The sequence below is a fragment of the Streptomyces sp. NPDC093586 genome (genome assembly GCF_044764905.1).
Lineage (GTDB): Bacteria > Actinomycetota > Actinomycetes > Streptomycetales > Streptomycetaceae > Streptomyces.
Window position 1 is genome coordinate 238306 of sequence record NZ_JBIWJA010000001.1, and the last position, 23629, is coordinate 261934.

General features: G+C 74.8%; 19 protein-coding genes. 10 read left to right on the forward strand and 9 right to left on the reverse strand.

All coding sequences use genetic code 11. The features are described from left to right. Positions 1-69 precede the first annotated feature (69 nt). The 4 genes from ACIRFH_RS01090 to ACIRFH_RS01105 form a co-directional block, all read right to left on the reverse strand. Positions 70-936 (reverse strand): tyrosinase family protein, encoded by an 867-nt coding sequence (locus ACIRFH_RS01090; RefSeq protein ID WP_403516448.1) that lies wholly within the window; start codon positions 934-936, stop codon positions 70-72. Next, positions 920-1426, reverse strand: a complete 507-nt coding sequence (locus tag ACIRFH_RS01095; RefSeq protein ID WP_403516449.1) for a tyrosinase family oxidase copper chaperone — start codon at positions 1424-1426, stop codon at positions 920-922. Before ACIRFH_RS01095 ends, ACIRFH_RS01090 begins: the two co-directional genes overlap by 17 nt. 213 nt (positions 1427-1639) lie before the next feature. Next, complete coding sequence (locus tag ACIRFH_RS01100) at positions 1640-1912, reverse strand: hypothetical protein (RefSeq protein ID WP_403516450.1); 273 nt, start codon at positions 1910-1912, stop codon at positions 1640-1642. 185 nt (positions 1913-2097) lie between these two features. Beyond that, complete coding sequence (locus tag ACIRFH_RS01105) at positions 2098-2817, reverse strand: hypothetical protein (protein WP_403516451.1); 720 nt, start codon at positions 2815-2817, stop codon at positions 2098-2100. Positions 2818-3206: 389 nt separating this feature from the next. Between ACIRFH_RS01105 and ACIRFH_RS01110 the strand changes: the two genes are divergently transcribed. Genes ACIRFH_RS01110 through ACIRFH_RS01145 form a run of 8 tightly spaced genes read left to right on the forward strand, consistent with a single transcriptional unit; the run spans position 3207 to position 12644 of the window. Further along, the gene (locus tag ACIRFH_RS01110; RefSeq protein WP_403516452.1) at positions 3207-4283 is read left to right on the forward strand and encodes a DUF3344 domain-containing protein; all 1077 of its coding nucleotides are present in this window, start codon (positions 3207-3209) and stop codon (positions 4281-4283) included. Positions 4284-4333: 50 nt separating this feature from the next. Further along, positions 4334-5623: a glycosyltransferase family 4 protein gene (locus tag ACIRFH_RS01115; RefSeq protein WP_403516453.1), complete on the forward strand. Its 1290-nt coding sequence runs from the start codon at positions 4334-4336 to the stop codon at positions 5621-5623. Continuing rightward, positions 5620-7047 carry an exopolysaccharide biosynthesis polyprenyl glycosylphosphotransferase gene (locus ACIRFH_RS01120; protein ID WP_403516454.1) on the forward strand — a complete coding sequence of 476 codons (1428 nt, stop codon included), beginning with the start codon at positions 5620-5622 and terminating at the stop codon, positions 7045-7047. The genes ACIRFH_RS01115 and ACIRFH_RS01120 overlap by 4 nt, the downstream gene beginning before the upstream one ends. Positions 7048-7052: 5 nt before the next feature. After that, entirely contained in the window at positions 7053-8396 is a 1344-nt protein-coding gene (locus ACIRFH_RS01125) for an O-antigen ligase family protein (protein ID WP_403516455.1), read from the forward strand. Further along, complete coding sequence (gene murJ, locus ACIRFH_RS01130) at positions 8393-10087, forward strand: murein biosynthesis integral membrane protein MurJ (protein ID WP_403516456.1); 1695 nt, start codon at positions 8393-8395, stop codon at positions 10085-10087. The genes ACIRFH_RS01125 and murJ overlap by 4 nt, the downstream gene beginning before the upstream one ends. Further along, positions 10071-10835: a polysaccharide deacetylase family protein gene (locus ACIRFH_RS01135; RefSeq protein WP_403516457.1), complete on the forward strand. Its 765-nt coding sequence runs from the start codon at positions 10071-10073 to the stop codon at positions 10833-10835. Before murJ ends, ACIRFH_RS01135 begins: the two co-directional genes overlap by 17 nt. Before the next feature lies 1 nt (position 10836). Further along, a complete protein-coding gene (locus tag ACIRFH_RS01140; RefSeq protein ID WP_403516458.1) occupies positions 10837-11991 on the forward strand; it encodes a glycosyltransferase in 1155 nt (384 codons plus the stop codon). Continuing rightward, positions 11988-12644 (forward strand): lipopolysaccharide biosynthesis protein, encoded by a 657-nt coding sequence (locus ACIRFH_RS01145; RefSeq protein ID WP_403516459.1) that lies wholly within the window; start codon positions 11988-11990, stop codon positions 12642-12644. Before ACIRFH_RS01140 ends, ACIRFH_RS01145 begins: the two co-directional genes overlap by 4 nt. A gap of 239 nt (positions 12645-12883) precedes the next feature. Here ACIRFH_RS01145 and ACIRFH_RS01150 read toward each other — a convergent pair whose 3' ends face one another. Continuing rightward, positions 12884-14158: a glycoside hydrolase family 26 protein gene (locus tag ACIRFH_RS01150; RefSeq protein WP_403516460.1), complete on the reverse strand. Its 1275-nt coding sequence runs from the start codon at positions 14156-14158 to the stop codon at positions 12884-12886. Between the two features lie 192 nt (positions 14159-14350). Between ACIRFH_RS01150 and ACIRFH_RS01155 the strand changes: the two genes are divergently transcribed. Next, positions 14351-15613, forward strand: coding sequence for an ATP-grasp domain-containing protein (locus ACIRFH_RS01155; RefSeq protein ID WP_403516461.1), 1263 nt, complete (start codon positions 14351-14353; stop codon positions 15611-15613). A 2-nt stretch (positions 15614-15615) separates the two neighbouring features. Next, positions 15616-16881, forward strand: coding sequence for an NAD(P)-binding domain-containing protein (locus tag ACIRFH_RS01160; RefSeq protein WP_403516647.1), 1266 nt, complete (start codon positions 15616-15618; stop codon positions 16879-16881). 224 nt (positions 16882-17105) lie between these two features. On the opposite strand, the gene ACIRFH_RS01165 is transcribed toward ACIRFH_RS01160, so the two are convergent. From ACIRFH_RS01165 to ACIRFH_RS01180, 4 genes are all read right to left on the reverse strand, one after another. Continuing rightward, complete coding sequence (locus ACIRFH_RS01165) at positions 17106-17999, reverse strand: chaplin family protein (protein WP_403516462.1); 894 nt, start codon at positions 17997-17999, stop codon at positions 17106-17108. Positions 18000-18245: 246 nt separating this feature from the next. Continuing rightward, positions 18246-19121, reverse strand: a complete 876-nt coding sequence (locus ACIRFH_RS01170) for an ABC transporter permease (protein WP_403516463.1) — start codon at positions 19119-19121, stop codon at positions 18246-18248. Next, positions 19118-21760 (reverse strand): CocE/NonD family hydrolase, encoded by a 2643-nt coding sequence (locus ACIRFH_RS01175; protein WP_403516464.1) that lies wholly within the window; start codon positions 21758-21760, stop codon positions 19118-19120. Before ACIRFH_RS01175 ends, ACIRFH_RS01170 begins: the two co-directional genes overlap by 4 nt. A 131-nt stretch (positions 21761-21891) precedes the next feature. Then, positions 21892-23361 carry an APC family permease gene (locus ACIRFH_RS01180; protein ID WP_403516465.1) on the reverse strand — a complete coding sequence of 490 codons (1470 nt, stop codon included), beginning with the start codon at positions 23359-23361 and terminating at the stop codon, positions 21892-21894. Positions 23362-23629 lie beyond the last annotated feature (268 nt).

The following is a 23629-nucleotide window of genomic DNA, read 5'->3' on the forward strand; positions in this document are numbered from 1 at the left end:
GGCTCTTGGTAGCCGAAACGCCCGAACGCGTAAATTTCTTCAGAAATGCCTTGGATGGGCCGCCCCGGCTCATCCGTACCGGTAGATCCGGCCCACGTCCTCCAGCTCGCCCGGTGTCACGTCCCACGGCGGCAGCTTCTCGTGGCGTGCCACGACGCGGCCGTGCTGCGTGTCGCCGGAGCCCGGCGGCGTCGCGGGGAGGTAGCGGGCCCCGCCGTGCCGGCGCTGCCAGCGGTACCACTGCAGGTCGACGAAGGCGTGGTGCAGCCAGAAGACGGGGTCGTTGACGGAGGCCGCGCCGAGCATGTCGCCGCCGATCCAGCGGTGCACCCTGTTGTGGTTGCGCCAGGAGGCGCTGCCTCGGCCGGGCCCCCACCCCTCCAGCTTGTTGCGGAAGCCCCGCGTGACCGTCGAGTTCCAGGGGGCCACGTCGTATACGGGATCCTTCAGCGCCTCCTCGACGTCGCTCTTCGCGGGCAGGGCGATCGGGGCGCTCCGGCGGCCGAGGTCCCGGGTGAGGAAGCCGCCGTCGGTCACGCCCACCCTGATGGTCCAGCCGCCCCCCTGATACGCGAACGGGCCGGTCGTCACCCGGTGGTCGGAGGCGCGTCCGTTGCCACCCATGAGGTCCTCCGTCCAGGGCGGGGAGACGGCCGTGCGGTCACGGGTCCAGTCCCAGTACGGAAGGGTCACCGAGGAGTCCACGCGGCGCAGGGCCTCCTCCAGGTCGAGGAGGAACCGGCGGTGCCAGGGGAGGAAGGAGGGGGCCATGTGCGCGGTGCGCAGTCCGCGCTCGCCGTCGGAGGCGTAGTACGCGATGTGCATGCGCACGAACTCGTCGTACTCGCCCCGCCGTTTGACCTCCAGCAGGGCATTGACGAAGCGGCGCCGCTCGGCCCTGGTGAGCGTGGCGGCGTCTTTACGCACGTACACCATGCCGGCCCCCCGCGTGTCCGTGCGCCTGTCCCCCGCCCGTCGGCGCCGGGGCCGGGTCGCGCAGCCGTCGTCCGGGGCCGAGCGCGTCGACGGCGGCGCGGGCGGCTTCGAGCGGTGTCCGGTACGAGCAGTAGTGGTCGGCCATGCTCAGCCAGGTGCCGTCGGCGCGGCGCATCAGGTGCAGGGGGCGGCCGTCGACGGTGACGTGCCACCGGCCGCCCTCGTCCGCGCCCCGGGCGGGGGTCCGGACTCCCCGGATGCGGTGGCTGCGATACGTCACGTCGAACCCGGTGTCGTGCGGGGCGCTTCCGGGCAGGGCCCTGGGCGCAGGCCCGCGGGCGGCGAGCACCGGGGCCAGGGCGGCGGCGAACGCGAAGGCGCGCAGACCGCGCGCCATGTCCCGCCGTGTTCCGCCCACCGGTTCGGGCGGCGTGGGATCCGGCGTCCCGTCCTGGGCGCCTGTCGGCGCCCCGCCCATATTGATGTTCATGGAGACTCCTCGTCCGTGCGGTCGTCGGTAGCGGTAACCGGCGCACGCACCACGCGGTCACCGTCGTACGGCGAAGACGGTGACCGCCCGGCGGACCGGTCCCCCGCCGGGGGACCGGTCCGCCGGTGGCGTCGGGAGCCGGTGGCGTCATCGGCCGCGGCAGACGAACGCCGGCCCCCATGTCCAGGGGGCCGGCGTCCAGGTGGCGCGGTGTCAGGCGTGCAGCCCGAGGTCGCCGTGCACCGGCTTGGCCGCGTTGACCGCGGCCGCCGCGTCCTTCGTCGTCTTCAGCAGCGAACCCTCGTCCCGGGTGCCGGGGGCCTGCGACTCCGACTGCGGCGACGTCAGTTCGAAGGGGACCGCGGTGCGCAGGCCGGTGTCGAGGCCGGTGGACGCCAGCTCGGTGCTCCCCGCGTACGCGGGTGCGGCGGCGCCGGCGACGATCAGGGACCCGGCGAGGACGGCGGCAGCCTTCAGGGATTTCATCGTCTTCCTTTCTTCGGCAACCCAGGTCGCCGGTGGGGGATCCGTCGCCGTGCCCAACGATCCCCGGTGGGAGCGGAAACCGGAGAGCCGAAGATTGCCGAGTTCTCATATGAGAACTTCGGACGGCGGCCGCGCCGACGCTCCGGAGGCCGGCTCCGGGCCGGCGTCCTACCGGGCCGCGCCGCTCACGGAGCCGTCAGCAGCGGAGGGAGCACGGGGAGCTTGAGGCCCGCCAGCAGGGGAACCTGCGTCGCGGAGGCCGGGGCGGGCAGGGTCGACGCCTGCGGGGCGGAGGGGTCGAGCAGCGCGTCGACGAGGTCCTTCACCTCGGTCAGCAGGCCGCCGAGGGACGCGGGCGCCGACGCGTCGTCCGTCTCGTCGTCGGAGAGCAGCAGGTCCGTGAGGTTGCCGATGGCCTCCCGCACCATGTCCAGCAGGTCGCTCATCCCCTCTGCCGTGTCGTCGGCGAGCAGCGTGTCGTCCGCCGGGTCCGACGCTTCCGACGCATCCGGCGCTTCCGGCGTGGCCGTGCTCGTGGCCGCCGGGTCCGACGCTTCCGGCGTGGTCGCCGGAGCCGGTGCCGCGGGCGCGGGCGCGGTCTCCCGGGCCTTCGCGACCGCCTCTTCCAGGGCCTTCTCGGCGGCCTCGCCCAGTCTCTTCGCCTCGGCGGGGGGAAGGTGGCCGCCGTCCGCCGCGAGCACGGCCTCCAGCAGGTCGACGACCGGGGCGAGGTCGCCCTCGTGCGCGTGAAGGGTCCTGACCTGCGCGAGCAGCGTGTCGGACGACGCGACAGGGGGGCGTTCCCGGAACGAGTCGGCCGCCATGGCGACGGAGCCGGTGGTTCCGACAAGGAGGGCGGCGCACAGTGCGCCGAGTGCGATGGGCCGTGCGGGCAGGGCGCGCATGAGGGTCCTTTCGACGGAGGTCGGAGTTTGAGCCCACCGTCGGTGCGCCCGTGCCGGCCCGCAACCGGTGTCGGGCCGCCGTCGGCCCGCCGTTCACCCTGCTGCCGCGGCGTTCCTGATGGGGCACCGTGTCGGGCCGGCGTGCCGCCGTCCCCGTACGGCGGCACGCGGGCGGCCGCACGCGACGGACGTGGGCCGGCTCCTGGTCCGCGTCACCCGGAGGACGACACCTTCACGCTTTCAACACAGATCGCGCTATGCCCCGAATTTCGGTGAATTCGTCCACTTGGTGACTAGAGTTGCGAAACGCTGACGCACTCCTCCAGGCGGACGTATCGCACCCGTGCCGCTGCCTGGCATCCCCCAGTTCCGAAAGGGCACCGACGGTCATGCGCCATTCCCCGGGCCAGCTGCTTCGCCGTGCGACGGTGGGCGTGCTCGCCCTCGTCTCGATGTGGGCCTCCAATGGCTACGCGGCGGCCGCGCCGCCCGCACCCGAGGCGGACAGCCTCACGTTCGCCCAGCGGTACACCGCACTCCAGCACGGCGACATCGTGCGCGCCGCCAACACCTCCATCACCTGCCGCGCCCAGGCACCGTCGTGCTCCGGCGCGCAGGCCGGCGGCTCCGGGGTGAACGGGGACTTCGACATGTTCTACGTCGACGTCGACCACGACCCCAACACCTACAACTCCTCCCGCGCCGAGGTCCGCCTGCCCGCGGGCGCCCGGGTGACGTACGCGCGCCTGTACTGGGGCGGCAACCTGCGCGTGGGCGAGCAGAAGCCGTCGGCGGACAACGGGCGCGTGCTGCTCGCCGAACCGGGCGGGGAGTACAAGGAGATCCTCGCGGACACGCTCGTCGGACACCGCGTGGCCGACGGCGCGGACGCCTTCCAGGCCTCGGCGGACGTGACGGGCCTGGTGCGGGACAGCGTGCCGGGCCTGTACACCGTGGCGCAGGTCAACGTGGCCGCGGGCGGTTCCGCGGCCGGCGCGTGGGGCGGCTGGACGCTGGTCGTGGCGTACGAGGACCCGGCGCAGCCGCTGCGGCGCCTCGCGCTCTGGGACGGCTTCGTCCCGCTGCGCTCCCGCGCGGCGGAACTCCGGCTGAGCGGCGCGGACTTCGCCGCGGGCGCCGGGGGCCGGGTGGGCATGGTCGCGTACAACGGCGACCGCGGCACCACCGGCGACTCCCTCACCCTGACCACCGGTTCCGGCTCCACGCCGCTCAGCGGCCCCGCCGATCCGCGCGGCGACGTCCTGAACTCCACCATCAGCGGACCCGCCGGGGCCTCCCCGGCGCGGGTGCCGGCGTACGGCAACACCCTCGGCTACGACTCGGACGTCTTCGACGTTCCGGGCGGCATGCCGCGCGCCGGTGACCAGGCGACCGTCCGGCTCGCCTCCGAGCGCGACGCCGCGTGGGCCGGCGTGCTCTTCGCCGCCGTCGACGCCCGGCGGTGAACACACCGCCGCCCGTCCCGAGCACCTTCGTGAGCGAGGAAACCGTGTCCGTGGCCCCGTCCCCCCGCGGCCGTCCGCCGCGGGTCCTGCACCTCACCCAGCCGGTGGACGGCGGGGTCGCGCGCGTCGTGACGGACCTCGTCCGGGCCCAGGTGGCGGACGGCCTGGACGTCACCGCGGTCTGCCCCGACAGCGTGCTCGCCGCCCGGCTGCGGGCGGCCGGCGCGCACGTCCGGCACTGGCGGGCGACGCGGTCGCCGGGCCCCTCGCTCCTCGGGGAGGTGCGGCGTCTCGCGCGGGCGATCGACGAGGTGCGCCCCGACCTGGTGCACGCGCACAGCGCGAAGGCCGGGCTCGCCGGCCGGCTCGCGGTGCGCGGGCGGATCCCGACCGTCTTCCAGCCGCACGCCTGGTCGTTCGAGGCGGTCGGCGGGAGCACCGCGGCCCTCGCGCTCCGCTGGGAGCGGTGGGCGGCGCGCTGGGCCGCGCGGACGGTGTGCGTGAGCGAGGCGGAACGCGCGACCGGCGTCCGGGCCGGGATCACCGGCAGGTGGGCGGTCGTCCCCAACGGCGTCGATCCCGAGCGCTACCGCCCGGCCGTGCGCGGCGCCGTGCGGGCCGGGCTCGCCCCGCTCGCCGACGTCCATCCGTCGGCACCGCTCGCGGTCTGTGTGGGACGGCTGTGCCCGCAGAAGGGACAGGACGTCCTGCTGCGGGCGTGGGACGCCGTCGTGCGCGAGGTGCCCGAGGCCCGTCTCGTCCTGGTCGGCGACGGACCGGACCGCGAGCGGCTGCGCCGGGGCGCCCCCGGGTCCGTGCTGTTCGCGGGGGCCGTCGCCGACACCTCCGTCTGGTACCAGGCCGCCGATCTCGCCGTCCTGCCGTCCCGCTGGGAGGGCATGGCCCTGGCCCCGCTGGAGGCGATGGCCTGCGGGGTGCCGGTGCTGGTCACGGACGTCGACGGCGCCCGCGAGAGCCTGCCGCCCTCCTTCGCCGCCCGGTGCGTGGTCCCGCCGGAGAACCCGGGGGAACTGGCCGCGGCCATCACCGCGCTGCTGCTCGACGCGCCGCTGCGGGCGTCCCTCGGCGTCCGGGGCCGTCGGCACGTGCTGTCCCTCCACGACGTACGACACACCACCGAGGCGGTCGCGGACGTCTACCGCGACCTCCTCGGCCCATGGCCCGCCTCACAGGGCGCGCGCCCGTCCGCAGCGGCCGGACGCGCCACGGCCCACGGTGCCGAGCGGGGCCGGCCGCTCGGCACGGGCCGGGGCTCCGGGGCGGACCGGACCACCCAGGACGCCGAGTCCACCGAGCACAGGGAGTCCATCCACTCGTGACCGCCGAACGTACCGTGCCCTCCCCCGGTGTAACGCCACGGGACCACGGCCTCTCTTCCGTATCCGTCATGCCGCCGCTCGGCACCGCGACCGGCGTGCGGGCCCCCGTCCCGCGGCCCCCGGCGCCGGCGGCCTCGCCGCTGCCGCTGTTCCTCGTGGACGGCGTCGCCGCCGTGCTGGGCACGCTGGCGCTCACCGGTACCCAGCGGCGGCCGTCGCTGATCGCCCTGCTGATCGTCGTCTCCCTGCTGCTGCGCGTCCGCGACGGCCGGTCGCCGGTGCCGGGCCTGCTGGAGGAACTGCCCGCCGTGTGCGGCCGCACCGCCGTCACCTGGCTGTCACTCGCGGCGCTGTGGGCGGCGTACCGGCCGGAGCACGCGCTGTCCGCCGGCACGGTGCTGACGGGCGTCGTCCTGCAGGCGGGGGTGTGCTGTGCGCTGCGCGCGGCCGTGCACGGGCGGCGGCGCGCCGCACTGCTGCGTCACCCGCACGCCGCGCTCGTCGTGGGTCCGCCGGCGACCGCGCAGCGCGTGGCCGCGGCCCTGCTGCGCCACCCGCGGTGCGGGGTGCGGCCGGTGGGCGTCGTCGCCGGGCAGCCGGAGGGCGCCGAGGGCGTCCCGGTGCTGCGGACCGGCGAGGAGGTCGAACGGGCGGTCATCCAGAACGGGGTGCGCGCGGTGCTGACCGTCCACCCCTCGGTCCGCGCCGAACAGGCGCCGCTGCTGCGCACCCTGGCCGGGGCGGGCTGCGTGGTCTGGGAGCTCGACGCCGACTCCCCGTCGTACACCACGGGGGAACGGCTGGCCGGGTTCGCCTGCCGGCGTCTGGACCTGTCCCCGGCGCGCCCCGGCGGCGCGGGCAAGCGCGTGCTCGACGTCCTCGTGTCGGGCACGCTGCTGCTGCTGGTCAGCCCGCTGCTGCTGGTGTGCGCGACAATCCTGCGCCTGAGCGACGGTCCGGGCGTGGTGTTCCGGCAGGAGCGGATCGGCCGGGGCGGCGAGCCGTTCACGCTGCTGAAGTTCCGTACCCACCGCCCGGTGAACGAGCACGAGTCGGCGACCCGGTGGAGCGTGGCCGACGAGAACGAGATGAGCCGCTTCTGCCGGATGCTGCGGCGCACCTCGCTCGACGAGCTGCTGCAGCTGTGGAACGTGCTGCGCGGCGACATGAGCCTGGTCGGACCACGTCCCGAACGCGCCTATTTCGTCGCGCAGTTCAGCGGGGCGTACCCCGGTTACGCGGCCCGTCACCGGATGCGGACCGGCATCACCGGTCTCGCCCAGATCCACGGGCTGCGCGGCGACACCTCGATCGAGGACCGCTGCCGGTTCGACAACGCGTACATCGACGACTGGTCGCTGTGGCGGGACATCTGCATCCTGCTGCGCACCGCGGCCACGCTGGTACGCCCGACGGGGAGCTGACCGACGTGAGCCACGCTCTCGCACCGCTCCCGCACCGGGCCGCCTCGCTCGCGCCGGTCCTGCCCCTGGCGGCGGTGCTCGCCCTGCTGGTGCTGCCACCGGCCGGGTCCGGCGCGGGGCCCGCCGACGTGGGCTCCGGGCTGGTGGTGGGGTACTGCGCGATCCGTCTGCTGCGGGAGCGGCGGCGCCCGCTGTCGCCGGCCGCGGCCCTGGTGCTGGGCCTGCCGGTCGTGGGGATCGCGCTCGCCGCGCTGGGGACGTCCTCGCCCGGGGCCGGGCCGGCGGGCCTGGGCCGCTACCTGCAGATCTTCGTGCTGGTCCCGGCGGCGGTGCTGCTGCTGCTGCGGGACCACCGCGACTTCCGGGTGCTGGCCTGGTCGTTCGTGGGCCTCGCCCTGTGCGAGGGTGCCGTCGGCGTGCACCAGTACGTCACCCGGACCGGCGCCTCCTACCAGGGCGAGGACATCCGGGCGGTCGGCACCTTCGGCGCCCAGGACGTGATGGGCATGGCGTCCGTGGTCTCCCTCGGCCTGGTGTGCGCCGTCGGGATCGCGCTGGGCCGTACGCCGGTGTGGCAGCGGGCGGCCGCCGTGGGCTGCGCGCTGGCGCTGCTCGCCCCGCTCGCGCTGTCCTTCAGCCGGGGCGCCTGGATCGCGACCGCCCTCACGTGCACCCTGCAGCTGGTGCTGACCGGACTGCGCCGGGCCCTGAAGGTGGCCGCCGCCCTGGCCGCCGCGGGGGTGGTCCTGGTGGGCGGGTTCGGTGCCGGCACCGCGCAGCTGCAAGAACGGATCGACAGCATCGCGCAGGTCACCGACGCCCCCGACCAGTCCGTGGTCGACCGGTACGCCCTGTGGTCGTCGGCCACCGGCATGTGGCGCGACCACCCGCTGACCGGCGTGGGCCTGAAGAACTTCCCCGAGTACCGCGACGGACACGCCACGCTGGCCCTGTCGTCGGGCAGCGACGTCGAGGGCGCCGGAGCGGAGTACCGCAGGCAGGAGCTGCTGTCGCCGCACAACATGTACCTGCTGGTACTGAGCGAGCAGGGACTGGTCGGACTGCTCGCCCTCGCCGGGAGCTGGCTGGCGCTGCTGGTGTGCGGGACGCGCAGGCTGCTGCGCGTGCGCCGCCGGGGGCCGGGGCTCGACTGCGCGCTGGTCGCCTGCGGGCTGCTGGTCTGGACGCTGACCGACTTCCTGTACGGGGACATCGGCGGTCCCTCGACCATGGTGACCGCCCTGGCCCTGGGGCTCGTGGCGTGGTGGGCGCTGGGCGACGGCGAGCACCGGGACGTCCTGCCGCGCGGCGGCGTCCGGGACCGCGTCGAGAAGGCGGTGGCCCGATGACGGTGGCGCCTTCGCAGCTCCCCGGGCCCGGCACCGGCGAGGCGGCTCCCGTGCCCGCGGTGCGTGCGGCCGGCCCGGTGACGGCCGGGCCCGACCACGCCTCGGCCTCCCGGAAGTTCCTCGCCCGGGCGACGCTCGTCACGGCGGCGCTGTCCATCGCCGGCTCGCTGCTCGGCCTGGTGCGCGACCAGTCGCTGGCCCGGCTGTTCGGCGCCGGGAGCGACACGGACGCCTTCCTCGTCGCGTGGACCGTGCCGGAGCTGGCCTCCACGCTGCTGATCGAGGAGGGGCTGGCGCTGGTGCTGGTCCCGGCGTTCAGTCTGGCGCTGGCCCGCCGCGCCCGGGGCGCCGCGGGGGACCCGGTGCGGGCCCTGGTCGCCGCCACCCTGCCCCGGCTGTGCCTGGCCCTGGCCGCGGTGGCCGCGCTGGTCGCCGCCGCGGCCCCCCTCCTGGTCCGGGCCCTGGCGCCCGGCCTGCCCGACCCCGGCCTCGCCGTCGACTGCACCCGGCTCACGGCGATCAGCCTGCTGGCCTTCGGGCTGGCCGGGTACTGCAGCGCAGCGCTGCGGGCGCACCGGTGTTTCTTCGCACCGGCGGCGATCTACGTCGCCTACAACACCGGCATCATCGCCACGATGTTCCTGTTCGGCGGCCGGTGGGGCGTGCGTTCCGCCGCGGCCGGCGTGGCGGCGGGCGGCTGTCTGATGGTGGCGGTGCAACTGCCGTCGCTGTGGCGGCGGCTGACGGCGCGCGCACCGGTGTCCCGGGCGCCCGAGGCCGGGGCGGAGGCCGAGGAACGGCCGATGCGTTTCGCCCTGGTCGCCGCCGTGCTCCTGTTCGCCCTGTGCCGCCAGTCGCAGGTCCTCGTCGAACGCTTCCTCGCCTCCTCCCTGCCGGCCGGGGCCATCTCGCACCTGAACTACGCGCAGAAGGTCGCCCAGATCCCGATGACGCTGTCGCTGATGGTGTGCACGGTCACCTTCCCCGTGGTGGCGCGGGCGCTCGCCGACGGCGACACCGAACGTGCCCGCAGCCGGGTCCAGCGGGACCTCGTACTGGCCTCCTGCATGGTGCTGATGGGCATGTCCGCGGTGATCGCCTGCGCCCCGCAGATGATCGGACTGCTCTTCCAGCGGGGCGCGTTCACCGGGGCCGACACCGCGGCGACGGCGGGCGTCATGCGCGTGTACGCCCTCGGGCTGCTGGGCCAGACCCTGGTGGGCGCCCTGATCCGCTCCTACTTCTCGGCGGGCCGGCCCCGCTGGTACCCCGTCGGCGTGATGGCCGCGGGCATCGGCGTGACGTCCCTGGTCGGCGCCGCGACGGTGCGCCCGTGGGGCGTGGCGGGGATCGCCGCCGCCAACGCCTTCGGCATCACCGTCACGGCCGCCCTGCTGCTCGCCGGACTGCGCACGGGCCGGGGCGAGGACCCGCGCGGTGTCACGGTCCGCGTCCGGCGGGTCCTGGCCGAGCTGGGCGGGCCCGTGCTCGCGACAGTCGCCGCCACCGTCGCCGGGGCGTTCGCCGCGAGCCGGTTCGCGTCCCCGGTGGGGGGGCTCGCGGCCGGCTGCCTGACCGTGACCGCCGTCTTCGTCCCGCTCGCCTGGGCCTCGGGCGCCCGGGGTCTCCCATCCGCCGTGCGTTCCGTACGCACCGTCACACGAAGGCTCACCCATGGCCGCTTCCGTTGATTCCGTCCGGACCGCCGGACCCGCCGCCCCGCACCCGGGCCCGCCGCCCTGGGTGGCGATGTACCACTCGGTGGGCGACTGCTCGGACGACCCGTACCGCATCACGGTCGCTCCCGAGCGCCTCGACGGGCAGCTGGCCTGGCTGCGCCGCCGCGGGCTGCGGGGCGTGTCCGTGGCCGACCTGCTCGCCGCCCGCGCCCGGGGCGGGGGACGGGGCCTGGTCGGTCTCACCTTCGACGACGGGTACGCCGACTTCGTCACCACCGCCCTGCCGGTGCTGCGCCGGTGGAACTGCGGCGCCACCCTCTTCGTGCTGCCCGGGCGGCTCGGCGGCGACAACGCCTGGGACCCGCTCGGCCCGCGCAAGCCGCTGCTGACCGCCGACGGCATCCGGCAGGCGGCCGCGGAGGGCGTGGAGATCGGCTCGCACGGACTGACCCACGTCGACCTCACCCGGGCGGACGACCTCACCCTCAAGACCGAGGTCGTCGAGAGCCGCGAACGGATCGCGGAGCTGACCGGTGTCCGGCCGGGCGGCTTCTGCTACCCGTACGGCACCGTCGACGCCCGCGCCGTCGAGGCCGTGCGCGACGCCGGATACGCGTACGCCTGTGCCATCGACCCCGGCCCGCTGACCGGCCCGCACGCCCTGCCCCGCGTCCACGTCGGCCAGAACGACACGGCCTGGCGGCTGTACCTCAAGCACCGGCTGCACCGGCTGCGCCGACGCCCCGTGGAAGGCCTGTGAGATGAGGGCCCTGCACATCATCACCGGCCTCGGCGTCGGCGGGGCCGAGCAGCAACTGCGCCTGCTGCTGCGCCACCTGCCCGTCGCCTGTGACGTCGTCACGCTCACCAACCCCGGCCCGGTCGCCGAGGGCCTGACCGCCGACGGGGTCCGCGTCGTGCACCTGGGCATGGCCGGCAACCGCGACCTGACCGCCCTGCCCCGGCTGGTCCGGCTGATCCGCGCCGGCGGGTACGACCTGGTCCACACCCACCTGTACCGGGCCTGCGTCTACGGCCGGCTCGCCGCGCGTCTCGCCGGGGTCCGCGCCGTCGTCGCCACCGAGCACTCCCTGGGCGACTCGCAGATGGAGGGCCGCAGGCTCTCCGCCGGGGTGCGCGCGCTGTACCTCGCCAGCGAGCGGCTCGGCTCGACGACGGTCGCCGTCTCCCCGGCGGTGGCCCGCCGGCTGACGCACTGGGGCGTGCCGGCTCCCCGCATCGAGGTCGTCCCGAACGGCATCGAGCTGGACCGCTTCCGCTTCGACGCCGAGCGGCGGGCGCGCGCCCGCCGGCGTCTCGGCCTGCCCGAGGAGGCGTTCGTCGTCGGCGGTGTCGGCCGGCTCACGCGGGGGAAGCGGTTCGACGTCCTCGTCCGCGCGCTCGCCCGGCTGCCCGAGGACCACTGGCTGCTGCTGGTGGGCGGCGGCCCCGACGAGCGCGCCCTGCGCCGCACGGCCCACGAGGCCGGCGTGTCCGGGCGTGTCCTGTTCACCGGCGAACGCCCCTACGTACCCGACGGCTCCGCGGGCCCCGACCTGCCCTCGCTCACCTCCGCCATGGACGTGTTCGCGTCCCCGTCGCCGGACGAGGCCTTCGGTCTGGCGGCGGTGGAGGCGCTGGCATCGGGCCTGCCCGTGCTCTACGCCTCCTGCCCGGCGATCGAGGACCTGCCGCCGTCGGCCACCGCCGGCGCCCGGCGCGTGCGCGGCGGCCCCGACGCGTACGCCCGCGCGATCGCCGAGGTGCGCGCGGCGGGCGCCGGGCCCCGCACGGTCCCGGACGTCGCGCACCGCTACTGCATCACCCGCAGCACAGCCCGCCTCGTCGACGTGTACGCGGCAACGGTCTCCCGTTCGCCGTCGTCCCTCTCACCCCTCGGAGCAAGCCCGTCATGACCGACACCCCGGCCCGCCGGCGTCTCCCGTCCGCGGCACGTGTCAAGAAGCTGCCGTCCTGGTCCGTGCTCGCGGCCGGCGCCCTCGCCGGCGGCCTGCTCGGCGGCGCCTACGGCCTGTTCACCCCGGACACCTACACGGCCACCAGCTATGTCGTCGCCGTGCCGACGGCGAAGTCCACCCCGGAGGCCGCCCGCGGTTTCGCGCAGGCGTACGGCCGCGTGGCCACCCAGCTCGCGGTGCTCGGGGACGCCCAGGTGTGGGCGGGCGTACCAGTGCGCACGCTGCGGGAGAAGGTGCGCGCGGCGACCTCGCCCGACGCGCCGATGGTCGCCGTCTCGGCCACCTCCGCGCGGCCCGGCCTCGCCGTCGACATGGCCAACGCGGTCTCCCGCGCGCTGACGCAGCACGCGGAGCACACCAAGGACAGCACCCAGGTCCGGCTCGTGCAGTTCTCCCGTGCGGTGCGGCCGACCAGCCCGACGTCCGCGTCGACGACGGTGACCACGGCGGTGGGCGCGAGCGCGGGCGGTCTGCTGGGCGGCCTGGCCCTGCTGGTACGGCCGGGGCGCACCCGCCGGGGCGACGAGCCCGTCCCCGTTCCCTCGGTGCCCGGCCCGGCCACGGCCGCCGACGTGCACGGACAGCGGTGACGGCGGCGCGGTGCCCGGCGGTGGCGGCGGACCCCGGCACGGGCCGGCCGCCACCGGCCGGGACGGTGGCGGCCCTAGTGCCGCAACAGGCGACGTTCGTCCCGCCGCGACGCCCGGCACGCACTCCCGCCGCACCGGACGAAAGCCCGAGTACGTCCAGTACGAGGGCTTCCGGCCGGCACGCCGGGAGCACGCACCGGACGCCGCTCCTTACCGGGCGAACGTCGCCTGCCGAGGCACTAGTCGTCGGGCGACCACCACTCGAAGCGGAGGCAGAGCTTGCCTCCGAGCCAGTACTCCACCCAACTGCCCAGGTCCAGCGGCGAGCACTCCTTCGGGGGCAGCGGCGCGGTGGGCCCGGTCGGCGAGGGAACGGGTGTGGGAGCGGTGGGAGCGGTGGGAGCGGTGGGCGTCGTCCCGTCGGCGAGGCGGGAGACGACGTACCGGTAGACGCGGGACGCGTCCGGGTTGGCCCCGCACTGCCACACACCGTGCGGGCAGTAGTCGGTCAGTGTGTTGTACAGCGGCTTGTGCTCGGTGAACCACTCCAGCATGCGCCGCATGTACTCGGGATTGTCGCCGTTGCGGAAGAGCCCCCACTCGGGGTACGAGATGGGCTTGCCGTGCGCCTTCGCGAAATCCACGTGCGCCTGAAGCCCGTAGGGCTCCGTCACCTGCCGGTCGAAGGGCATCCCGGCCGGCTGGTCGTAGGAGTCCATGCCGATGATGTCGACCGTGTCGTCGCCCGGGTAGCACTCGGTCCACGGAACGGCGTCGCGGCCGCGGCTCGGGGCGAAGTCGAACCGGAACTTCTGGCCCGGCACCGACCGCATGGTGGTGACGATCCTGTTCCAGTACTTCTTCCAGGACTCGGGATCCGGCCCGCACCGGTGGGTGTACGTCGTGCCGTTCATCTCCCAGCCGAGCACCAGGACCGTGTCCGGCACCCCCAGCCGGACCAGCCGCTCGGCCAGGGCGCGGAAGTGGTGGTCGAACTCCCCGGCCGCGCCCCGCCGCAGGAGCCGGCGGACCTCGTCGTCGGGGACGCCCGCCTCGTTGCGCTCCTGGAGGGGCACGTTCAGGACGAGCATCCGGTCGTCCTTCGCGTTGCGCCAGCGCGCCCACGACTCGAGGAAGCCGATGTCCCCCTCGATGTCGCTCCAGCGGTTGCCGGGCAGGTAGGTGTGACCGACCCGGAGCTCCGCACCGCCGAGCCAGTGGCTGAGCTGCGCCATGCGGGCCACACCCCGGGCGTCGGAGGCGAGGAAGGCGCCGAAGGCCGGCATCTCCGGGCCCGGCACGGCCAGGAGCGCCGGTGGCGTCGTCGACGGCTGGGGGACGACCGGGCGCGGACCGGCGGGTACGGCCGGGGCCGGCGACGGAGCGGGGGGATCGGTGCCTCGCACCGCCCCCACCCCCACCGCGGGTCCGGACGCCAGGACGGCCGACGCGGCGACCGTCACCGCGCCCACGGCCAGCCTGCCGAACCGGATCCGCTTGTGCTGTGGAGCCATGCCTGCTCCTTTCTTCGCTCTCGTCTCTTCGCTCTCGTCCGACCTCTTCCGCTGTTCTCCTCCACCGACCTCTGTGGTGACGAACAGTCATATGAATTCAGGCACACGCCATTCCGGGGCGCCACCGCCCTTGGGGCTTTCGAGTGCCGTACTCGCCCGTGCGGGTGAACATCCGAAAGAAAGAGAGATTTCATGTCGCAGCTCGACACCCGCGTTCCCGCGGTACTGCTGCGGGTCGACCGGAATCCGTTTCACCACGGAACGCTGGGCGCCGTGCGTTCGCTCGGCAGGGCGGGAGTGGAGGTGCACGTCGTCGCCGACTCGGCGGGAAGTCCCGTCCCCACGTCGCGTTACGTACGGCGGATGCATCCCCCGCCGCTCCCGGGGGCGTCCGCGGACGACATCCTCACCGTGCTGCGCCGGGTGGCCGACGACCTCGCCTCCCCCGCCGTCCTGGTCCCGATGGACGACGCGAGCGCGATCGCCGTGGCCCGCATGCGCAACGCCCTGGCCCCCTCCTACCTGCTGCCCGCGATGCCGGGCACGCTGGCCGAACGCGTCGCCGACAAGGGCGAACTGGCCGCCGTGTGCGCCGCCGCGGACGTTCCGCACCCGGTGACGCTGGTCCCGGACGGCCCGGCGGAGGCCGCCGACGCCGTCCGGCGGCTCGGAGCACCGGTGGTGGCGAAGTGGAGCCGCCCCTGGCTGCTGCCGGCCGGCAGCGGGCTGCGCAGCACGCTGCTGGTGCGGTCCGCGGCGCAGGCACGTGAGCTGTACCTGCGCACCGCGGAAGCGGGCAGCCCGCTGCTGCTCCAGGCCTACCTGCCGCCGGGGCCCGACCGGGACTGGTTCTTCCACGGCTACGCCGACGGCTCGGGCACGCTGCGCGCGGGCGGAGCGGGTCGCAAGCAACTGGCCTGGCCGCGGGGGGCGGGCCTGACCGCGGTGGGCCGCTGGACGCCCAATCCGCAGGTGCGGGAGCAGGCCGAACGGCTCGTCGGTGAGCTGGGCTACCGGGGCGTCCTCGACCTCGACTTCCGCCGCTGCGGCACGACGGGCCGCTATCACCTGCTCGACTTCAACCCGCGCCCCGGCGCCCAGTTCCGGCTCTTCGCGGACGGCACGGGGCTGGACGTCGTACGCGCCCTGCACCTCGACCTGACGGGCCGCCCGCTGCCGGACGGGGCACCGCTGGCCGGGCGGTCCTTCGTGGTGGAGAACTACGCCCCGCTGGCCGCGCTGCGTCCGGCCCCGGACGGACGCGAACTGGCCTGGTACGCCCCGGACGACCCCGGTCCCGGACGGGCGATGTGGTCCCTGTGGGGCCGTCACGTCGCCGGCCGGCTGCGCGAACGGGTGCGCGGGGCGGCGCCGGCCCGGACGTCACCGGCGTCACCCCTGATCCCCGGGGCGGCCTCACCCTCCCTGACCGACAACGAGAAAGCGAGCAAGTGATGATGTACGACCTTCTGGTGGTGGGCGCCGGCCCGTACGGTCTGTCGATCGCGTCGCACGCCGCGGCCGCCGGGCTGAACCTGCGCGTGCTCGGCCGGCCCATGGCGTCCTGGCGGGACCACATGCCCGGCGGCATGTTCCTGAAGTCGGAGCCCTGGGCGTCCAACCTCTCCGACCCGCAGGGACGCTGGCGCCTGGACGCGTACTGCGCGGAGAGGGGGCTGACAGCGCGTCACGCGCAGCCGATCCCGGTGGAGGAGTTCGCGTCGTACGGCCTGTGGTTCGCGCGTCACGCCGTGCCGGAGGTGGACGAGCGCATGGTCGCGCGGGTGTCGGCCGGTCCCGGCGGCTTCACTGCGGTCACCGAGGACGGGGAGGTGCTGCACGCGCGGACGGTGGCGATGGCGGTGGGGGTGATGCCGTTCATCGAGGTACCGCCCGCACTGCGCGGACTGCACCCGGCGCTGGTGACGCACAGCAGCCACCACAACGACCTCGCCCCGTTCCGCGGCAAGGACGTGACCGTGATCGGCGGTGGCCAGGCGGCGCTGGAGACCGCGGCGCTGCTCGCCGAACAGGGCACCCGGGTGCGGGTGCTGGCGCGGGCGGAGCGGGTGCGGTGGAACGACGTGCCGCCGCCCTGGGAGCGCCCCTGGACGCAGGCGGTCCGTTCGCCGCACAGCGGTCTCGGCCCCGGCTGGCGGAACTGGTTCTACTCCGAGCGTCCCGGTGTCTTCCGGTGGCTGCCGGAGTCGACCCGGACCCGGATCGCGGCCACCGCGCTGGGCCCGGCGGGCGCGTGGTGGGTGCGGGAGCGGGTGGAGCGCGCGGTGGAGCTGATGCCGGGTCACGAAGTCACCGCGGCCTGCGCGGTGCCGGGCGGCGTACGGCTGGACACGGTGGACCGCGAGGGCACCGTGCGCACCCTGGAGACCGAGCACGTCATCGCCGCCACGGGGTTCCGGCCGCGCTGCGACCGGATGGGGATGCTCGCCGCCGACCTGTGCGGCACGCTGGCGGTGCTGCCCGACGGCTCCCCGGCGACCGGCCGGGAGTTCGAGTCGTCCCACCCGGGGCTGTTCCTCGCGGGCCTGGTGACGGCCTCCGGTTTCGGCCCGGCCATGCGGTTCGTCCACGGCGCCACGTTCACGGCGAGGACCCTCGTCCAGGGGGTGCGCCGCCGGCTCAGGTCGACCCCGGTACGGGGGGCGGTCCCCGTCCCGTCGGTGCCCGGCCGGAGCGCGTCGCCGTCGCCGGTGGGCCACTGACGGGGAGCGCCGCCCGACGGCGGGCCGCTGCCGCGGGGCGGGCCGGCGGCGTCCCTCCCGGGTGCCGCCGGGAGGGACGGACACCGCCCCGGCACGCCGACACGCCCCCGGTCCGTCCGGCCACCTGGTGGGGTGGGCCGGGCCGGTCCGGGGGCGTGTCGGCTGGGAAGGGGGCGGGTGCCGGACGGGGCGCGTCCGGCACCCGGAACGGCTGGGGCCGGGCCCTAGCGGCGGGCGGCGACGCGGCCGCGGCGGTACAGCATCGCCCCGCCCACGAGCAGCGCGGCGCCGGCGACCGAGGCCGTCATCATGCCCTCGCTGCCGGTCTCGGCCAGCTGGGGCGTCGTGCCGGGCTCCTCGACGCCGACCGAGGGCGGCGTCTCGACCTCGCGCGTGGGCGGGGTGCTGGTGACCGGAGGCGTCTCGGAGGGCGTCGCGGGCGGCTGCTCCTCGGTGCCGTAACCGGGCTCCACCGTGTTGCCGCACGAGTTGCCGTACGCGTCGTTGAGCGCCGCCAGCACGTCGACGGTGTTGCCGCACACGTTCAACGGCACGTGGACCGGCACCTGGATGCTGTTCCCGGACGCGATCCCGGAAGCTTCCTCGGTGTGCCCCACGGCCTCGGCGCCGTAGGCGGAGTCACCGTAGGCGGAGTCGCCGTACGAGGACGTGGACGACGCGGCCGTGTGCGAGACGTTGCCGCACGCGTTGTCGTGCGCGCTGTTGAGCGCCGCGACCACGTCGACGCTGTTGCCGCACACGTTCACCGGCACGTGGACCGGCACCTGGACGTTGTTCCCGGACGCGATCCCGGAAGCTTCCTCGGTGTGCCCCACGGCCTCGGCGCCGGCGGTGGAGCCGGACTTGCCCGAGTGCGAGACGTTGCCGCACGAGTTGCCGTACGCGTCGTTGAGCGCCGCAAGGACACCGACGGTGTTGCCGCACACGTTCACCGGCACGTCGATGGGCGCCTGAACGTTGTTCCCGGACGCGATCCCGGAAGCATCTTCGGTGGATCCCACCGCGATGCTGTCAGCGAGTGCCGGGGTGCCGGACAGGGACAGAATGCCCGTGGCGGCGGCCGCCGCGAACACTCCCCTGCTCAGGGTCTGTCGCAATGTCGTGATCTTCCTGCTTGAAGTACTGCGCGAATTCCTGCGGGAAAGGCCCGTGTACCGCGGGTGGAGCAGGCGACGGCGTCGGCACCCAATCTGCCTTCTCGGGCACCGCGCGTTCCTTTCTCGTGGCGTCGCATGCCTACGCCTCATCAACCCGACACGAGGGAATCGGTTGCGCAGGTTCACCCGGTTGGCCCGCACGGCGAGCGGAAAGACATGGAAAAAGTACGAGTGGCGCACGTCCGCTCAGGACACCACGTCCTTACGGGCGAAGCCCCGGAAAGCCAGTGCGAACAGGACGAGCGCGTACGTCACGGAGACCGCGGCGCCCTGGACCATGCCGGCCCACTCGGGGTGCGGCTGGACGGCGTCCGCCCACGCGAACTGCCAGTGCGCGGGCAGGAAGTCGCGCCAGTGGCCGAGGGCGGTCACGGCGTCCAGGACGTTGCCGACGATGGTGAGGCCCACCGCGCCGCCGACCGCGCCGAGCGGTGCGTCGGTCCTGGTGGACAGCCAGAACGCCAGCCCCGCCGTGACCAGTTGGGACACGAAGACGTACGCCACGACCACCACGAGCCGCAGCGCCGCCGTCCCCGGGGCGAGCGAGCCGCCCGTCGGGATCACCAGCGGCCCCCAGCCGTAGGCGACCGTGCCCACGGCGAGGGCGACCAGCGGCAGCAGCACCATCGCGGCGAGGCCGAGTCCCAGCCCGACGGCGAGCTTGGACGCGAGGAGCCGGGCGCGCGGCACCGGCGCGGCGAGCAGGTAGCGCAGGGAGGACCAGCTCGCCTCGGAGGCCACGGTGTCCCCGCAGAACAGGGCGACGGGGACGACCAGCAGGAAGCCCGCCGAGACGAACAGGTTGACCGCGGCGAAGTTGGCGCCGGAGGCGGTGGCCGTGTCCATCAGGGTGACGCGGTCGCCGGGGCCGTCCGGCTCGCCGCCGATCGCGAAGGCGACGACCAGGACGAACGGCAGCGCGGCGAGGATCGCGCCCATCACCAGGGTGCGGCGCCGCTTCAGCTGGCGCGCGAACTCCACCCGCAGGGGCAGGGTGCGGCCGGGCCGGTAGCCGTACGCCGACTCGGCCGGCTGCCGGGCCTCTTCCGTGGGCGCGCTCATGCGGAACCTCCGATCAGGGTGAGGAAGGCGTCCTCCAGGCGGCGGTGCGGGCCGACCGAGGCGACCGGGACCTCCAGCCGGACCAGTTCGGCGACGAGGCGGGGCGCCGTGCCGTCGGCGGCGAGGCGGATCAGCAGCCCGTCGTCGGTGTGCACGACCGAGGCCACGCCCGGCAGGGCCGCGACCTTCTCCACGACCGGTTCCTCCACGGGGACGTCGGTGCCGACGAGGAGGGTGTCGCCGGAGCCGATGATCTCGGCGACGGGGCCGGCCTGCACCAGGCGTCCGCGGTCCATGACGACGAGGTGGGTGCAGGACTGCTCGACCTCGGCGAGCAGGTGGCTGGAGACGATGACGGTGCGTCCGGCGGCCGCGTACCGGATCATCACCTCGCGCATCTCGCGGATCTGGGGCGGGTCGAGGCCGTTGGTCGGCTCGTCCAGGATGAGCAGGTCGGGCAGGCCCAGCATGGCCTGGGCGATGGCGAGGCGCTGGCGCATGCCCTGCGAGTAGGTGCGCACCGCGCGGGCCAGCGCGTCGCCGAGGCCGGCGATCTCCAGGGCCTCGTCCAGGTGGGCGTCCTCGGCGGGGCGGCCGGTGGCCCGCCAGTACAGCTCCAGGTTCTCCCGGCCGGACAGGTGCGGCAGGAAGCCGGCGCCCTCGACGAAGGCGCCGACCCGGGACAGCACGGGGGCACCGGGCCGGATGGCGTGGCCGAAGACGCGGATCTCGCCGTCGTCCGGGGTGATCAGGCCCATCAGCATGCGCAGGGTGGTCGTCTTGCCGGCGCCGTTGGGGCCGAGCAGGCCGAGGACCTGGCCCTTCTCGACGCGGAACGACAGCTCCCGCACCGCGTACCGGTCGGCCGCACCGGCGTAGCGCTTGGTCAGGCCGGTGATCTGGAGCGGGACGCCGGCGAGCGCGGGGTCCGGGGCGGGCGTGGCGGTGCGGCGGCGGCCGGTCAGCAGCAGGGCCAGGGCGACGGCGAGACCGGCGAGCGGCAGCCACCACACCCAGGCGGGCAGCGGCGCGGCGGCCGTGGTGACGCCGGGCGCGGTCGGCGCCTTCAGGTCGCCCGCGAGGGAGACCGTGTACGTCGCCGGGGCGGCCGGGGAGGCGTAGCCGAGGTCGGTGGAGGCGAGGACCAGGCGCAGCCGGTGGCCCTTCTCCACCTCGTGGTCGATCGCCGGGAGGGTGAGGGTGACGTCCTTGCCGGCCTTCGCGCCCTCGACGCGGACGGGCGTGACGAGCTGGGCGGGGAGCACCGGGGCGGCGCCGCCGGGGCCGACGTCGTACACCTTGCCGAAGAGGACGGCGTCGTCGGAGGTGGAGCGGACGTGGACGGTCGCCGTCGGGGAGCCGGTGATGCGCAGGTCCTCGGACAGCGGGGCCGACTGGAAGGCGGCGTACTGGCCGGGGAAGTCCAGGGACACGCCGACGCCGAGGGAGGACAGCCGGGCGAGCCCGCCGATGCCGGGGAGGGCGGAGACGGCGGGCGGACCGGCGCCGGCCGGGTTGGCGAAGCGCTGCTCGCGTCCGCTCAGGGGCACGGACACGGGCCCGTCGGCCAGGCCCGGGTACCGGTCCGCGCTCGCACCCCGCAACTGGGCCCGTCCGTCGGTGGAGTCCACCCCGCCGGTGCGGGTGACCCGGAAGGCGGGGCCGGTGCCGGCGCCCTCGTCGCCCTTAAGGTGGCGGTCGAACCAGGAACGCACGCGCGCCTGGACGCGGTCCGTCTCCATGTCGCCGCCGTCGTGCCCGCCCGCGATCCAGTCGACGTCGACGGGCGCGCCGTTCGCCCGGATCGCCCGGGCGGCGGCGTCGGCCTGGCCGAGCGGGAAGAGGGAGTCGGTCTGGCCCTGCGCCAGCAGGGTGGGGACCCGGATGCGGCCGGCCACGGCCTGTGGGCTGCGGTCCTCCAGCAGCTTCACGGCCTCCGGGTCCGGCACCCCGGACTCGGCGACCCGCTGGTACATCCGGCAGACCGCGTCCTCGAAACGGTCGCAGCCGCCGCCGGTGTTGACGAACAGGCCCGCCCACAGTTTCTTGAAGACGCCGTTCGGGAACAGCGCGTCCGCGAGGTTCCAGTAGGTGACGGCCGGGGCGATGGCGTCCACCCGGTCGTCGTGGCCCGCGGCGAGCAGCGCGACCGCGCCGCCGTAGGAGGCGCCGGCCACGCCCACGCGCGGGTCCCCGGTCTTGTCGAGCCGCACCTGCGGCTGCTGAGCCAGCCAGTCGATCAGCCGGGAGACGTCGGCGACCTCGCCGTCCGGGTCGTTCAGCCCGATCTTCCCCGTGGATCTGCCGAAGCCGCGGGCCGACCAGGTCAGCACCGCGTACCCGTCGCGGGCGAGGCCCTCCGCCTGCTGCCGCAGGTCGGCCTTGCTGCCGCCGAAGCCGTGCGCGAGCAGCACGGCGGGGCGGCGGCCGCCGGAGTCCGTCGTGAAGTAGGAGGTGTCCAGGCGCACCCCGTCGCCCACGGACACGGTCCGGTCGGTGCGCCGCACCGGGGGCGGGTCGTCGGAGGCGACCGCCGTCCACGTCCCCGCACCGGCGAGCACGACGACGGCGGCCGCGGCGGAGAACGTCCGTCGCGGCCGCCGCAGCAGCCCCCGCAGGCGGGGCAGTCGAAGATCCATGCGTCAACGGTACGGGCGCCGGCCCGCGCCGGAGGCCCTCCAGGGGCTGAACCGCCGCCCCTCCCACGGACGTACCCGGCCCCGCCGCCTACCGCGGACGCGGTACGGCGACGGGGCCGGGTGCGGCCGGGTCACGCCCCGGCGGGCTCCTCGGTGTCCTGGGCGGCCCGGGTGTCCTGGGTGTCCTGGGTGTCCTGGGTGTCCTCCGGGACGGTCACCAGCCAGCGGGTGTCGCGGCGCGGACGCAGGTACAGGGCCCAGTACAGGGTGGCGAAGGCGGTGATGCCGCCGGTCCACAGCAGGTAGCTCGTCTCCTGCTGGGTCAGGATGTAGGCGAGGACCACGATCAGCAGGACGGGCACGGCGGGCCACAGCGGCATCCGCCACGCCTGCGTGTGCCGGTGGTCGCCGCGCCGGCACAGCAGGGCGGCGATCGCGACCAGCAGGTACATGCCGGTCACCGAGACGCCGGTGACGCCGTACAGGGTGTCGAGGTTGACGAAGCAGAGCACCGCGCCCGGCACGCCGACCGCGAGGGTGGAGACCCACGGGGAGCCGAACCGGCCGAGCTTGGCGAAGAGGCCGTTCACCGGCTCGGGCCACGCCTTGTCGCGGGCGGAGGCGAACAGCACGCGCGAGTTCTGGATGACCATCACGATGCCGGCGTTGATGATGGCGAGGGCCACGCAGAGGCTGACGAAGGTGCCGACGGCCGAGTTGGACCAGGCGGTGACCATGGAGCCGATGTCGCCGCCGGTCAGTTCGGTGAGGTCGGAGGCGCCCAGGGTGATGGCGACGACCGGGACCAGGATGATCACGGTGGAGATGGCGAGGGTGGCGAGCACCGTGCGGGCGACGTTGCGGCGCGGGTTCTCCAGCTCCTCGGAGAGGTAGACGGCGGTGGAGAAGCCCTGCGTGATGAAGAGGGCGATGGCGAGCCCGGAGACCACCAGCATGGCCGTCACCGCGTCCGTGCGGCCGTCGGCGCCGGCCACCTCCATGGAGGCGAGGCTGCCGAGGCCGCGCTCGCCGTGGACGAAGCCCAGCACCGCGACGACGGCCGCGGCGATGACCTCCAGGACCAGGAAGACGCCGGTGATCCAGGCGTTGGCGCGCAGGTCGAGCAGACCGGCCAGGGTGGCGAGCACCATGACGCCGGCGCCGGCGACCGACGGGTCGAGGTGCACGATCGGTTCGAGGTAGTCGGCCGTGCCCATCGCGATCACCGGCGGGACGATCATGACGACCAGCAGGGACAGCACGAAGACCAGCCAGCCCGCCAGCCGCCCGGCCATGGTCGACACCATGGCGTACTCGCCGCCCGCGCTGGGGATCATGGTGCCCAGCTCCGAGTAGCAGAACGCCACGGCGATGCAGAGCAGGGAGCCGATGGCGATCGTCAGGGCGGTGGCGGTGCCGAGCGAGCCGAACAGGTCGGGCACGACCACGAACAGCGTGGAGGCGGGGGTCACGCACGAGAGCGTCAGGAGAGTGCCGCCGACGACCCCGATGGACCGTTTGAGCGTCCGGGACTCCGGGTGGTCCGGCTGTTCCGGGGGCGCTGCGGTGACGGCTTGGGCGGGGCGGAGCGTGTCGGTCATGGAGCGGTTCCGATCGACTCGTGCTGTGTGGTTCGGGCGGGAGCGCTATCGCCTCCGGCGGCTTGGTCGTACGTGGTTCTCGTCCGCTCCCGGCGCCAGATAGAACCCCTGACGGAACCAGCACGTCAATGGGCGTTTACCTACGGAATCCGTTGTCCTGGGCCGATGGCGCAACGGAAAAACGCGTCACAGGCCGTCGGCGGGGGGCTGTTGGGACGTACGGGAACCGTAGTCGGGGCGGTGAAAAAGGCGACGGCCTTCCGGGATC

Excerpts from the sequence above, each read along its gene's own strand:
- ACIRFH_RS01150 (WP_403516460.1), bottom strand. The coding sequence starts at position 14,158 with ATGGCTCCACAGCACAAGCGGATCCGGTTCGGCAGGCTGGCCGTGGGC.
- ACIRFH_RS01155 (WP_403516461.1), top strand. The coding sequence starts at position 14,351 with ATGTCGCAGCTCGACACCCGCGTTCCCGCGGTACTGCTGCGGGTCGAC.
- ACIRFH_RS01100 (WP_403516450.1), bottom strand. The coding sequence starts at position 1,912 with ATGAAATCCCTGAAGGCTGCCGCCGTCCTCGCCGGGTCCCTGATCGTC.
- ACIRFH_RS01135 (WP_403516457.1), top strand. The coding sequence starts at position 10,071 with ATGGCCGCTTCCGTTGATTCCGTCCGGACCGCCGGACCCGCCGCCCCG.
- ACIRFH_RS01145 (WP_403516459.1), top strand. The coding sequence starts at position 11,988 with ATGACCGACACCCCGGCCCGCCGGCGTCTCCCGTCCGCGGCACGTGTC.
- ACIRFH_RS01140 (WP_403516458.1), top strand. The coding sequence starts at position 10,837 with ATGAGGGCCCTGCACATCATCACCGGCCTCGGCGTCGGCGGGGCCGAG.
- ACIRFH_RS01180 (WP_403516465.1), bottom strand. The coding sequence starts at position 23,361 with ATGACCGACACGCTCCGCCCCGCCCAAGCCGTCACCGCAGCGCCCCCG.
- ACIRFH_RS01105 (WP_403516451.1), bottom strand. The coding sequence starts at position 2,817 with ATGCGCGCCCTGCCCGCACGGCCCATCGCACTCGGCGCACTGTGCGCC.
- ACIRFH_RS01110 (WP_403516452.1), top strand. The coding sequence starts at position 3,207 with ATGCGCCATTCCCCGGGCCAGCTGCTTCGCCGTGCGACGGTGGGCGTG.
- ACIRFH_RS01160 (WP_403516647.1), top strand. The coding sequence starts at position 15,616 with ATGTACGACCTTCTGGTGGTGGGCGCCGGCCCGTACGGTCTGTCGATC.
- ACIRFH_RS01090 (WP_403516448.1), bottom strand. The coding sequence starts at position 936 with ATGGTGTACGTGCGTAAAGACGCCGCCACGCTCACCAGGGCCGAGCGG.
- murJ (WP_403516456.1), top strand. The coding sequence starts at position 8,393 with ATGACGGTGGCGCCTTCGCAGCTCCCCGGGCCCGGCACCGGCGAGGCG.
- ACIRFH_RS01095 (WP_403516449.1), bottom strand. The coding sequence starts at position 1,426 with ATGAACATCAATATGGGCGGGGCGCCGACAGGCGCCCAGGACGGGACG.
- ACIRFH_RS01175 (WP_403516464.1), bottom strand. The coding sequence starts at position 21,760 with ATGGATCTTCGACTGCCCCGCCTGCGGGGGCTGCTGCGGCGGCCGCGA.
- ACIRFH_RS01170 (WP_403516463.1), bottom strand. The coding sequence starts at position 19,121 with ATGAGCGCGCCCACGGAAGAGGCCCGGCAGCCGGCCGAGTCGGCGTAC.